The organism is Guyparkeria sp. WRN-7 (assembly GCF_001641825.1).
Taxonomy (GTDB): domain Bacteria; phylum Pseudomonadota; class Gammaproteobacteria; order Halothiobacillales; family Halothiobacillaceae; genus Guyparkeria.
The window spans coordinates 268223-280668 of sequence record NZ_LRFH01000002.1 but is presented as its reverse complement, the minus strand read 5'-3'; the positions used below and the strand labels follow the sequence as shown (position 1 = coordinate 280668).

General features: G+C 65.8%; 8 protein-coding genes. 4 read left to right on the top strand and 4 right to left on the bottom strand.

Going from position 1 to position 12446, the window contains the following annotated elements; genetic code table 11:
• The coding region (locus AWR35_RS01455; protein ID WP_058574180.1) for a phospholipase D-like domain-containing protein at positions 1-1288 on the bottom strand (1288 nt) is incomplete at its 3' end.
• Between the two features lie 320 nt (positions 1289-1608).
• Between AWR35_RS01455 and katG the strand changes: the two genes are divergently transcribed.
• Entirely contained in the window at positions 1609-3828 is a 2220-nt protein-coding gene (gene katG, locus AWR35_RS01450; RefSeq protein WP_082663831.1) for a catalase/peroxidase HPI, read from the top strand.
• 72 nt (positions 3829-3900) lie between these two features.
• Here the strand turns inward: katG and AWR35_RS01445 are convergent, their stop codons facing one another.
• A complete protein-coding gene (locus tag AWR35_RS01445) occupies positions 3901-5670 on the bottom strand; it encodes a Na/Pi symporter (protein ID WP_058574179.1) in 1770 nt (589 codons plus the stop codon).
• 131 nt (positions 5671-5801) lie between these two features.
• Between AWR35_RS01445 and AWR35_RS01440 the strand changes: the two genes are divergently transcribed.
• Positions 5802-6476, top strand: coding sequence for a hypothetical protein (locus AWR35_RS01440; protein WP_058574178.1), 675 nt, complete (start codon positions 5802-5804; stop codon positions 6474-6476).
• A gap of 86 nt (positions 6477-6562) precedes the next feature.
• Here AWR35_RS01440 and AWR35_RS01435 read toward each other — a convergent pair whose 3' ends face one another.
• Together AWR35_RS01435 and AWR35_RS01430 are read right to left on the bottom strand one after the other, a co-directional pair.
• Entirely contained in the window at positions 6563-8812 is a 2250-nt protein-coding gene (locus tag AWR35_RS01435) for a choice-of-anchor F family protein (protein WP_197408094.1), read from the bottom strand.
• A gap of 378 nt (positions 8813-9190) precedes the next feature.
• Positions 9191-10444 carry a YeeE/YedE family protein gene (locus tag AWR35_RS01430; protein ID WP_058574176.1) on the bottom strand — a complete coding sequence of 418 codons (1254 nt, stop codon included), beginning with the start codon at positions 10442-10444 and terminating at the stop codon, positions 9191-9193.
• 271 nt (positions 10445-10715) lie between these two features.
• Between AWR35_RS01430 and AWR35_RS01425 the strand changes: the two genes are divergently transcribed.
• Both AWR35_RS01425 and AWR35_RS01420 read left to right on the top strand, forming a co-directional pair.
• A complete protein-coding gene (locus AWR35_RS01425) occupies positions 10716-11705 on the top strand; it encodes a glutathione S-transferase family protein (RefSeq protein WP_058574175.1) in 990 nt (329 codons plus the stop codon).
• Positions 11702-12430 carry a pirin family protein gene (locus tag AWR35_RS01420; protein WP_058574174.1) on the top strand — a complete coding sequence of 243 codons (729 nt, stop codon included), beginning with the start codon at positions 11702-11704 and terminating at the stop codon, positions 12428-12430. Before AWR35_RS01425 ends, AWR35_RS01420 begins: the two co-directional genes overlap by 4 nt.
• The last annotated feature ends 16 nt before the right edge of the window (positions 12431-12446 follow it).

Here is a 12446-nt window from a genome sequence, read left to right as displayed (position 1 = left end):
CCTGCCACTCGACGTTGGTCTCCATATTGAAGTTGTCGAGATTGCGGCGGGTGAAGTTGGCCGAGCCCAGCAGCACCTCGCCGCTGCCGTCGGCATGACGCAGCAGCAGAAGCTTGGCATGGCACTGCTCGCCGGTGGTCAGGCACCAGCGCACTTCGACACCGGCGCGGTGCAGCTCCATGCCCACCGGGCGGTTGGGCAGGCCGCTCTTCTTGCGGCCGAAGGCATCGTGGTTGGGGTCGAGCAGGGCGCGGACCGGCACGCCGCGACGGGCGGCGCGCTTTAGGGCCTCGATCACGCCGCGATGCGAGAGGTAGAACATCGCCAGATCCAGTCGTTCGTCTGTCCGGGCGGCATCGATCATGTCGATGGCGGCTTCGCGGATGCGCGCTTCGGTCAGGATCCGCAGCCGGCCCTCGTCGGCCTCGAGATAGTCCCGCGTCGGCGCCCTGGGCATGGGGAAGGCCCGATCGAGTCCGCTGATGGCAGCGGCCGACCGCTCGGTGGCCAGGAGGTCGAGCGCGGCCGGGCCGGAAAAACGCAGGGCGACATTGCCGTGCCGGCTGCTGGCATCGTGCGGGTTCGCCGACGTGACCAGCCCCTCCCAGCGCTTGCCCCGATCGGCGATTACCGTCTTGCGATGGTTCGCCTTGAAGTTGAGCAGCCGCATCCAGGAGGCGAGGCTCGCACGGCGTTCGGCCAGCGGATTGGGCAGCCAGCCCTGGCCGGGTTCGGCATCCAGCCACCGGCAGCAAAGCCGCCAGAGTCCCGACCACAGCGGGTTGGGGTCGCGCAGCCGCGCGAGATCCGTTTCCAGCACGTCGATACCCGCGGCCTCCAGGCGCTGGAAATGGCTCGGCGAGAGACTGCCGTAGACGGTGTTTACCGGGTCGGTGATGAACAGCGCATCGAGCGAGGGCTGGCGCTCGCGTTGCTCGATCAGGGCCTGTGTCAGTTCCTCGGACAACGGCCGGTGCCGGCCGTCGGTCTCGCCGGCGAAGTCGTTGAACAGGAACATGTCGAGCACCAGCAGCTGTCGGGCGCCGTCCACCATCTCCAGTGCCGCATCGAAGATCGCCTGGTCGCTCTCGGTCTCGCCGTCCGTCGTGACGTAGGTGGTGTCGGAAAGGAAGCGTACGTCGACGGCGGGCACCCAGGGGGTGGCGACGTCGAGACCGCCGGGCATGGGCTTGTATACATGCCATATCCCCATCACCAGCCAGGCGAGCAACACCATGGCGAGCAGGATTGGGAAGAACGTTTTTCGACGCAGGCGCATGGTCGTCATCAGTGGGGGAATGCCCGGATGCTACACCGCTTGTCTGCGGGACGGGTGCCCGCGGGTGCTTTGATTGATGCGAGCATCCATTAGGAAAACCAATGATAGCGGGAAACTATTTTTTCGGTGATGAAATGCAATTTGTGCTTGCGGTAGGGGCGGCCTAGTTTCCTTGAGTGAAAACGACGGTGCGGTGATCGGCTTCCCCGGCGGGGCCCGGTGCCGGCCGGTGCGTGTCTCGGATCGATCCGAGGCATTGGCGCACATTCGCGGACGGGGCCGGCACAAGGTTGGTGGCCCGATACCAATGACACGGCAAGGAGACGGAGATGGGCGAGAACACGACAGCAGGCAAGTGCCCGGTCATGCACGGCAGCCGTACACGGCTCGGCGGTGGCGGTGGTGGGGCCAGGGACTGGTGGCCCGAGCAACTCAACCTCGGCATCCTGCATCAGCACACGCCGGTATCCAGTCCGCTGGGCGAAGACTTCGATTACGCCGAGGCGTTCAAGCAGCTCGATCTCGCGGCGGTCAAGCAGGATCTCACCGAGCTGATGACCGACTCCAAGGAATGGTGGCCGGCCGACTACGGCCATTACGGCCCGTTCATCATCCGCATGGCCTGGCACTCGGCGGGCACCTACCGCACCGCGGACGGACGCGGCGGGGCGTCCACCGGCAACCAGCGCTTCGCGCCGATCAACAGCTGGCCGGACAACGCCAACCTCGACAAGGCCCGTCGCCTGCTCTGGCCAATCAAGCAGAAATACGGCAACAAGCTCTCCTGGGCAGACCTCTACATCCTCGCCGGCAATGTCGCGCTGGAATCGATGGGGCTGAAGACCTTCGGTTTCGGCGGCGGGCGCGAGGACATCTGGGCGCCCGAGGAGGACATCTACTGGGGTGCTGAGACCGAATGGCTGGCGACCAGCGACAAGCCGCACAGCCGCTATTCCGGCAACCGCGAGCTGGAGAACCCGCTGGCCGCCGTGCAGATGGGCCTGATCTACGTCAATCCCGAGGGCCCGGACGGCGAACCCGACCCGCTCGCCTCGGCGAAGGACATCCGCGAGACCTTCGAGCGCATGGCGATGAACGACTACGAGACCGTCGCCCTGACCGCCGGCGGGCACACCTTCGGCAAGGTGCATGGTGCCGGTGATGCCGCACAGGTCGGGCCGGAGCCGGAGGCCGCGCCGATCGAGGCGATGGGGTTCGGCTGGAAGAGCAGCCATGGCAGTGGCAAGGGGCGCGACACGATCACCAGTGGGCTGGAGGGCTCCTGGACACCGACGCCGACCCAGTGGGACATGAGCTACTTCGACGTGCTGTTCGGTTACGACTGGGAGCGGACCAAGAGCCCGGCCGGTGCGTGGCAATGGAAGCCGAAGAACCTCGCCGAGAAGGACCATGCCCCGGATGCCGAGGACCCGAACGTCAAGGTCGGCATCATGATGAGCACCGCCGACATGGCGATGCGCGAGGACCCGACCTACCGCGAGATCGCCAGGCACTTCCACGCGAACCCGGACGAGTTCGCCGACGCCTTTGCGCGGGCCTGGTTCAAGCTGACTCACCGCGACATGGGGCCGAAGGACTGTTACCTCGGCCCCGAGGTGCCGGAGGAGGACCTGATCTGGCAGGACCCGGTGCCGCCGGTCGACCACGTGCTGATCGACGAGCAGGATGCCGATGCGCTCAAGGCGAGCATTCTCGAGTCGGGGCTGTCCCTGCGCGAGCTGGTCTATACCGCCTGGTCGTCCGCCTGCACGTTCCGTGGCTCGGACAAGCGTGGTGGTGCGAACGGGGCACGTATTCGCCTTGCCCCGCAGAAGGACTGGGCCGTCAACGAGCCCGAGCAACTCGCGCGCGTGATCCACGTGCTGGAAGGCATCCAGAAGGCGTTCAACGACGCCCAGTACGGCGACAAGCGGGTGTCGCTGGCCGATCTGATCGTGCTCGGCGGGGCGGCAGCCATCGAGGTGGCGGCCTGGGATGCCGGCTACCCGGTCGACGTGCCGTTTGCTCCGGGCCGCACCGACGCGACCGCCGATCAGACCGACGCCGCCTCCTTCGAGCCGATGGAGCCGGAGGCCGACGGCTTTCGCAACTACCGCCGGGCCAAATTCACGGTCACCGACGAGGAGATGCTGGTCGATCGCGCGCAGCTGCTGGGACTGTCGGCCCCGGAGATGACCGTGCTGGTCGGCGGCATGCGGGTGCTGGGTGCGAATTTCGGCGACAGCCGGCACGGCGTGTTCACCGACGAGCCGGGCACGCTGACCAACGACTTCTTCGTCAACCTGGTCGACATGGACACCGTCTGGCAGCCGACCGCCGCCGACGAGGACATCTACGAGGGACGTGACCGCCAGACCGGCGAGCTCAAGTGGACCGGTACCCGGGTCGACCTGGTGTTCGGCTCGAACTCGCAACTGCGCGCGATCGCCGAGGCCTATGCCCAGGACGATGCCGGTGGCCGGTTCGTCCGGGACTTCGTCTCCGCCTGGAACAAGGTCATGAACGCCGGGCGCTGCGACCTTCGTTAGCGCTTCGCTGGAGCAGGACCGGAGGAGAAGAACCGCCGGCATACGTCGGCGGTTTTCTTGTAGGGACAGGCGTCAGGGCCTGGCCGGCGTCTTGCGGTCGTCCGATGATGCGTCCGGCTCCGGTTCGTTGCTCCGGCTGGCGGGGGTGGGCGCATCCGTCATCCGCATCACGGCATCGTCCCCGTAGGTATCGTCGAACTCGGCGGAGCCGGCTGCTTCCCCGTGACGGATCTGCTTGCGCAGCCGGCGGGTGTACTTGGCGGCCTTGTAGGCCTGGTCGACGATGCGGCGGACATGGCTCAGCTCGTCGAGGCGGGCGACCATCTGGCGTACCGGCAGACGATCGTCGGCGCCCGCGCGCAGCAGCAGTGTCTTCAGGGCCTGGTAATCATCGGCGAAATCCTTGATCGCCCGCTTGAGCGGCTTCATGCCGAAGTCCTCGACATCGGGGTCGGCCAACGACAGGACGTGGGCCGTCTCGCGGCGGAATTCGGTCAGCGCTTCCTGCAGGCTCGGATCGACGGGCGTGGGGAGCGTCGCCTCGAGTTTGGCGATCTGCTCGACGTGCTCGACGACGTCGCCGTAATAGCGGCTCACACGCATGGCGATCGGGAACCCCTCCGCGATCGAGGCCGGCATCTCGCCGTACTGGGCGCGATTGCTGAATTCCGCCGTGGCGAGGATCAGACGATCGACGATCTCGCGATCGCGATGCAGTCGGTCGATGGCGGCGGATCCTTCCATGCTGATCACGTCGCGGGCGCCGCGCCGGGCGATCTCGCCGATGCGCTTGAGCTCCATGTCGAGCGCGTCGAGCGCCAGATCCGGTGTGGAGGCGATGTGGCGGTCGAGGTGCCGCGGCCGACCCTCGTCCTCCTCGGCGGTGCGGAACCGCTGCTCGAGCAGGGCCACCAGTCGATGTGTCAGCGGCCAGAAGATGGCCATGCCCAGCAGCTTGGTGGCGGTGTGGAAGATCGCCAGGGAGGTCGCCGGGCCGGGCTCCAACCTGAGCAAGATGGCGGCGTGGGCTACCAGCCACAGCAGCACCGGCAGGCCGACGAAGGCAACCACGCCGACCACCACGTTGAAGAGCACGTGGGCCACGGCGGCCCGCTTGGCTGCGGAGGTCGCGCCGATCACCGCGAACAGGGCGGTCGAGGTGGTGCCGACGTTGGCACCGATCACCATGGCCGCACCGGCGGTCAGCGGGATCACGCCGGTGCCGGCGGCGGTCAGGGTGAGGGCGAGCGAGGCGCTCGAGGAGTTCATCACCACCGTCATCACGACACCGATAGCGACGAACATCAGCAGGCTCAGGATGCCGTTGCCGGTGTGCTCGGCCAGGTCGAAGCCCTGGCCGAAGTCGCCGAACGCGGTCTTGAGCACGTCCAGCCCCAGGAAGAAGATGCCGAAGCCGGTCAGGGCGTCACCCAGGTAGGCGCGCCGTTTGCCCCGGCCGGTGACGCGCAGCAGCATGCCGATGGCGACCGCTGGCAGGGCGAGTGCCTGCAGGTCGACCTTGAAGCCGACCAGCGCGACCAGCCACGAGGTGGCGGTGGTGCCGATGTTGCTGCCGATGATCACGCCGATGGCCTGGAACAGCGTCAGCAGGCCGGCATTGACGAAACCGACGGTGGCGAAGATCACCGCCGAGGAGGACTGCACCACCGCCGTGATGCCGATGCCGGAGAGGATGCCTCGCGGGGTGGTGGCCGTGCCGCGGGCCAGGATTTCGCGCAGCGCATCGCCGGCGGCGACCTTGAGGCCGTCGGTCATCAGGCGCATGCCCAGCAGGAACAGGCCGACGCCGCCGAGGAAAGTCAGGGTGAGGCTGAGATTCATGCCGCGATTCTAGACCGAAGTGAGGGTCGGGCCGAGGCCTCGAGGGCAGGGTGCTAACATCTGAACATGACCGGGCACGGTTTCCCTGCCGGCCGATCGGTGCGCCGTTTCATTCCAGCGAGGCTGCTCCCATGCGACGTTTTCCCGACAGATTTCCCTCCATCAGGCCGGCCCTGTTGCCACTGTTGCTTGCCGGGGGACTGCTCGCCGGTTGCGAGGCCCAGGTCGAGGCCGAGCTTGACGTCGGCGACATCCGCGAACGCGAGACCACCGGCCTGTTCGCGACTTCCAAGGTGACGACCGGTGACTGCGATCGCGGTATCGGCGCCTCCGAGCGCGAGGGGACGCTGGGCTGGACCGGTTGGGTGCTTTCGGGCGTATTCCCCGACACCCGCTTCCGCGGCTGCCGCGAGACCGACGGCGGAGCGACCGCGACCTACCTCAACATGTTCGTGTTCGATGCCTCGCACGGCGAGGCGCTGAAGGGTCAGTCGCACGTCAATCTCAAGTTGCATGACCACATCGTTTCGTTGGGGTTGCCGGAGTACGTGCAGGGACACATCGAGCGGGTGCGTGACCAGACCGGTGTGGAATCGGGGCCGACGATCAGCGGCCACCTCACCCTGCTCAACAGCAGCGACGAGCCGTTTGTCTACCGGGTCATGGAATACGACGAGTCGGGCAAGGCCGGTTGGAGTGAGCCGCGTGAACTGCCCGGTGCAGCGCGGGTGGATGTCGAGCTTTCCCCGGCGCTGAGCGCATTCGTGCTTGAAGGGGAGCGCGCGCCGTTGCTGAAGCTCGAGTAGACCGACGGCCGGAATTCCTTGGCGGCAGACACAAAAAAACCCCGTGCCATGCAGGCACGGGGTTTTTGCTTGCGTGCAGGGGGACGTCAGAACGCCATGCTGATGCTGACGCTGCCGCGGTGCTCGTCGTAATCGTCGTTGTCGAGCGTGCCGTCGTAGTTGAGCGACACGGTCATCGGCTGACCGAACGAGGTGAAGTTGGCGTCGAGGCCGAGACCCGCGTGGAAGTACTCGTCGTCACGGCCATCGAGCGGGGTGCTGAACGGCAGCGTGCCGCCGGTGAAGTTGGTCTGCACCGAGCTTGCGCTGTTCTCGAGTTCCTTCACGAGGTGCAGCGAGGCGTGCGGACGGAGCGAGCCGCCATTGTCCAGATCCATCGGCATGGCGACCTGGCCGCCGAACCACATGGTGCGGGACTTGAACTCCATGTCCTCCACCGACATGGACAGTACGCCGGCGCCGGTTTCCTCGTAACCGTCGATATCGAGGTTGTGGTACTCGAAGCGCGCGCTCGGACCGGCGATCACGCGACCCAGTTCGAAGTTGTAGCCGCCACCGAGGGTGAAGCTCTTCTGCGTCCCGTCGGTATCGCTCTCTGCCATGCGGTCATAGCTGCCGAACGCGATGTGACGGTCGTTCTCGTAATCGAGCCACGAGTAGCCGGCCGCGGCATCGACGAACGGGCCAGTCGCCTGGCCGTAGCTGCCGTAGAGCATGGCGGTGGTGCCGTCGACGGTGAGATCGCCGCGGTTGTCCACCACGCTGGCGTCGTTCTCGCCATAGCCGATCGCAGCACCCAGGCGGGTGTTCTCGAAGAAGCGATAGTCCGCGCCACCGGTGAGGCTGTAGCCGTCGTAGTCGGCGCCCGCCCCGTTGGTGGTGCTGTCCATCTCGCCCTGAGAAATGCTGCCGCCGAAGAACAGCGAGAAGCGGTCGGTGATCGCCATGCTGCCATCCGAACCGGTGCCCGCCATCAGGCCGGCGAGCGCCTGCGGCGAGGAGTCGGACGAGGCCAGACGGATCGCACTGATGTCCTCGACGGAGGTCGCGCTGGCGTTCATCTGCCCGCTGGCAGTGCCGGTCGTGCCCATGCGGCTACGCGAAAGGTGACTCAGTACCTGGTCGAACTGGTCGCGACCGATCAGGAAGCCTTGCGTACCGAAGTTGCGCAGGTAGCTCGTGCCGATGCGCTCGAGGGCCTGTTGCTGCTCGGCTGCGGTCGGCAGGGCCAGCACGTCGTTGATGACGGTGGCGTATTCCGGGTCGGCAGCCAGGAAGCTGATCGCGCTGCTGTCGAGACCGGCGGCGACACCGAACTGGTACTCCGAGGCGGCGGCGGTCACGATCGGCGAGAACATCGGCACGAAGCGCACCGTAAAGCCGTTGATGTCGGCAACGTCGAACGAGTAGTTGATGTTGACGTTCGCCATGTCCTCGATCTCGGACACGTACGTGTTCGATTTGGCCATCTCGGCATCGACGGTGGCCTGGTCGACCGGGTCGTTGTTGCCGTCGCGCCATTCGGTGCCGGTGTACCAGTAGAGCAGGTCGTCCTCGGTATCCGGGTCGCCATCGTCGAGGAACAGGCCATCCGGTACCTGGTTGGATGACAGGATGCCGTCACCGACGACAGCAAGGTAGTCATCCTCGATGCTGCCGCGTACGGCGACCAACGTGTCGGTCCCGTCCAGCTGGAACGTGAACTGGTCGTTGCCGTCATCCGTTCCATCCTGCAGCTCGAAGTAGCCCACCTCGTCGGTGTGCGCGCAGCCCGAACCGAAGAGGCCGCAGGGGACATTGGCCCGAGGGTCCTGGTTGTCGCCCTGCTGGCCGTCGAGACTCAGCAGGCCGGCGAGCGTGGTGTCGTCGGCGGCGACAAAATCGCTGCCCGTCCCGGTGCCAACGATCACCTTGAAGCCGGTGAGCCGGGCGCCGGTGTCGTTGGTGAGCTTGCCGTAGTTGAAGTACTCGGTGGTGCCACCGGTCGAGGCGGTGGTGTAGACCGTGTCGAAGGCGCCCATGCCGGTCAGATGGTTCTTGACCCGCTTGCTCGACCGCGGCGGGCCGTCGCAGAAGGAGGTTTCCCGGTTCGACAGGATGCAGTTGAGCGCTTCTCTCGGCGTCGTGCCGTTGGCATCGTCATTGTTGGTCTGGCCGGTGATGATCTTCAGGCCCGGCTCGTAGAGGCCGTCGGATTCGTCGTAGAAGACGTAGCCGTCACCGGTGGTGTAGTCGAGATCGAGCACCTCGCCTGCCATGGCCTGCCCGCCGAGGGTCGCGCAGCCCAGGGCGACCAGTGTCGAGAGCGTTGTCCTGCGGAATAGGTTGGATTCCATGATGTGCACCGTCATTTCCTTCGTTCATTCAACACAATTTTTGAGTGTTTATTGTTTTTCTTATGAACGAATGATTGTGCCAAATGCGATTTAATGCAATCGCCTACTAATTAATCGGGCTAATACCGTTTCGCCGTCCCTTATGTGGCGCGAACGCTGTCATGGTGGGGTTTGAGGTCTGGCGATGCGGAAAAGGGGGGCGGCAAGAAACGCGGATATGGCGTTTCATGGTGTGCCCGAAGTGATGATTGCGTTGTTTGTTTGCAACGCATTTTTGATTTTTTTTCGACGGAATTGGGGCGAAATGTCAGTTCGGCCGGAGGTGAGGTCGAAAGCAGCCTGGTTTCGCGGGCATCCCGGGGGCGGGGCGTCGATCGATCAGCGCGAGCAGCCGGCGGGGCGGTCGCCGCTGGGGGTCTCGTCGCTGAATGGGTGGCAGCGGCGCGGGATCAGGCGCAGATCGGCCAGCAGGGCACAGGCGGTCAGGTGAGGGCGACTCTCGGGGTAGAGCGCCCGGTACAGCAGGGTCTTGAGGGCGAGGAAAGCGCCCAGCACGATGGTGGAAATTGCCAGCAGGCTGCCCAGTGCCAAGGTGGAAGTGCCGGACAGCCCCTGGCCCACCGAGCAGCCCATGGCGATGATGCCGCCGCTGCCCATCAGCGCGCCGCCGGCGGTGTAGGAGGCGAACTGTGGCCAGGAAGTGAAGCCCTGCCAGCGGAACTGTCGCCGCAGCAGTGCCCAGATGCCGGCACCGAGGATCACCCCGCTCATGGCGACGATGCCGAACGTCAGCCAGGCCAGCACCGGATTACTCGCGAGGCGGAACGCCTCGGCCGCCGGGGCGACGAAGCTCAGTGACTGGCTGCCGGTGCCCGCGGGTGGCTGGAAGGCGAGGCTTGCCTCGTTCATCAGGGCCTGGCCCGTGGCCGAGCCGGTCCAGAGCCAGCCGGCGGTGATCACCAGCCCGATGCCGAGGCCGCCGATCACGTCTGCTCGGCGCATGCGACGCGCCTGGTCCAGCCGCCACAGCCAGAGCACCAGCCCCGCAGCTGCGACGATGGCCGTGACCAGGCGCCAATCCCTCAGCGCACCCTGATCGGTCGCGCCGGCAAGCAGGGCGCCGACGTCCTGATGGTCGATCGAGAGCGATTCGAAGCTCAGTCCCGGCCAGGCGAGGGTCTGGTCGACGAACCAGCGCGCCTCCGGCCAGTAGAGCAGGGTGGCGGCCGTCAGCCCGACTACCGCGTAGGCCCACAGCGACTTCATGTCGCCCTGGCCGATGTTGACCAGGGTTTTGGTGGTGCAGCCGCCGGCGAGCACCATGCCGATACCGAACAGCAGTCCGCCCAGCAGATAGCGCAGCCACGGGAAGTACGCCGCGCGGTAGTTGACGCGTGTCTGGTCCAGATCGAACACACCGGCGAACTCGAGGACCGCCACGGCCGCAACGGCGACCGCGATCGACAGCAGCCAGGCGCGCATGCGCCCCAGGTCGCCGGTCAGCACCCAGTCCGAGACCGCGCCCATGTTGCAGTAGCGGGTGGCGCCGGCGATGGCACCGAAGGCCAGTCCGATGACCAGGGCGCCGGCCAGCAGCATCAGCCAGGGGTGTTGGAGGAGCGAAGCGGACATGAGGATCGCGTGCCGTGGTGTATCTACCGGTCATGGTAAGAGTTTTTTCCCGCAGGGCCGCGGTTTACGGCACAGAATCTCGTGATCGGCCCATAAGCCTGCGGGCCCGATCCGGTCCAAGCGCAACTTGCGGCCTTTTCGAAACCACGATTCAGTATATTTCGATAAATTGATGTTCGATTTGATCCATACTCAGCCGCCGGTCGCCGACATGCATGGACGTTGCCGGCCCGGTCGACCGGATCGTTTTTTTCACTCATGGGAGACGTAGATGAGCCTGCTCGTGGAGGGGAAGCTGCACACCGACTGGTTCGAGTCGGAATCGAAGGGCGGGGAATTCGTCCGCAAGGATTCGATGTTTCGCAACTGGATCACGCCCGATGGGGCGCCGGGGCCCACTGGCGAGGGCGGCTTTCCGGCCGAACCGGACCGCTATCACCTCTACGTCTCCTATGCCTGCCCCTGGGCCCACCGCACCCTGATATTCCGCGCGCTCAAGGGGCTGAAAGACCTGGTGAGCGTCGATGTGGTCCATCCCTACATGGGGCCGGAGGGCTGGCATTTCGGCGATTTCCCCGGTGCCACGCCGGACAGCCAGCTCGGGGCGCATCATCTGCACGAGCTCTATACCAAGGCGGATCCCAAGGTGAGCGGCATCGTCACCGTGCCGGTGCTGTGGGACAAGAAGCGCCAGACGATCGTCAACAACGAATCCTCCGAGATTGTGCGGATGTTCAACTCGGCGTTCGACGAGCTGACCGGCAACCGCGACGACTACTACCCGGTCGAATGGCGTGGCGCCATCGACGCGATCAACGAGATCGTCTACGACAACGTCAACAACGGGGTTTATCGGGCCGGGTTCGCGACCACACAATCGGCCTACGAGGCCGCCTTCGATGAACTGTTCGACACGCTTGACGAACTCGAGGCGCGACTGGCCAAGCAGCGCTATCTGGTCGACGAGCGCCTCACCGAGGCCGACTGGCGTTTGTTCACCACGCTGGTGCGCTTCGATGCCGTCTACCACGGCCACTTCAAGTGCAACCGGCAACGGCTGGTGGAGTTTCCCAACCTGTGGGCGTTCACGCGCGAGCTGTACCAGTGGCCGGGTGTGGCCGAGACGGTCAATCTCGAGCACATCAAGCACCACTATTACTGCAGCCACGACTGGATCAACCCGACCGGAATCGTGCCGGCCGGCCCGGCGCTCGACTTTCGTCAGCCCCATCATCGCGACCAGGGCGGGGTGCTGATATGAGCGTGACCATCCGCGATGCGACCGTGATGCAGGAGGGGGCGGGCGCGCGCGTCACGCGACACCTGCCGCTGCCGGCATTCATGAACTTCGACCCATTCGTGATGTTCGACCACTTCGAGCTCAGCCCGGGCACGGGATTCCCGGAGCATCCGCATCGCGGTTTCGAGGCGATCACCTACCTGTTCAGCGGCGAGCTCGAGCACCGGGACAATCTCGGCAACGTCTCGCGCGTGGGTGCCGGCGGGGCGCAGCGGTTCACCGCCGGTGCCGGAATCGTGCACTCGGAAATGCCCTCGACCGAAGAGGCCACCAGCGGCATCCAGCTGTGGGTGAACCTGCCGCAGCGGCTCAAGGCCGAGGAGCCCGCCTATCAGGAGGCGCCGGCCGCCACGATCCCCGAGGAAACCGTGCCGGGCGGGACGGTCCGTCACATCGCGGGTGCCGATGGCGAGGTCAAACTGCTGACCGATGCGCTTTACCGGCAGCTTTTGCTGGAGCCCGGCGCGGCGTACGAGCTGACGTTGCCGGTCGGTTGGCGGGCGATCGTCTATCTCAAGGGGGGAGCGGCCGAGGTCAATGGCATCTCCCTAGCCCGCACGCAGGCCGCCTTCCTGGAAGACGAAGCCACCATCCGCATCCAAACCCGCGAGGCGAGCGAGCTGATGATCGCCGCGGGTCGCCCTCACGGTGAGCCGATTCGCCAGCGCGGGCCGTATGTCGACTAGGGCAAGCGGCGTTGCC

Excerpts from the sequence above, each read along its gene's own strand:
- AWR35_RS01445 (WP_058574179.1), bottom strand. The coding sequence starts at position 5,670 with ATGAATCTCAGCCTCACCCTGACTTTCCTCGGCGGCGTCGGCCTGTTC.
- AWR35_RS01435 (WP_197408094.1), bottom strand. The coding sequence starts at position 8,812 with ATGGAATCCAACCTATTCCGCAGGACAACGCTCTCGACACTGGTCGCC.
- AWR35_RS01440 (WP_058574178.1), top strand. The coding sequence starts at position 5,802 with ATGCGACGTTTTCCCGACAGATTTCCCTCCATCAGGCCGGCCCTGTTG.
- katG (WP_082663831.1), top strand. The coding sequence starts at position 1,609 with ATGGGCGAGAACACGACAGCAGGCAAGTGCCCGGTCATGCACGGCAGC.
- AWR35_RS01425 (WP_058574175.1), top strand. The coding sequence starts at position 10,716 with ATGAGCCTGCTCGTGGAGGGGAAGCTGCACACCGACTGGTTCGAGTCG.
- AWR35_RS01420 (WP_058574174.1), top strand. The coding sequence starts at position 11,702 with ATGAGCGTGACCATCCGCGATGCGACCGTGATGCAGGAGGGGGCGGGC.
- AWR35_RS01430 (WP_058574176.1), bottom strand. The coding sequence starts at position 10,444 with ATGTCCGCTTCGCTCCTCCAACACCCCTGGCTGATGCTGCTGGCCGGC.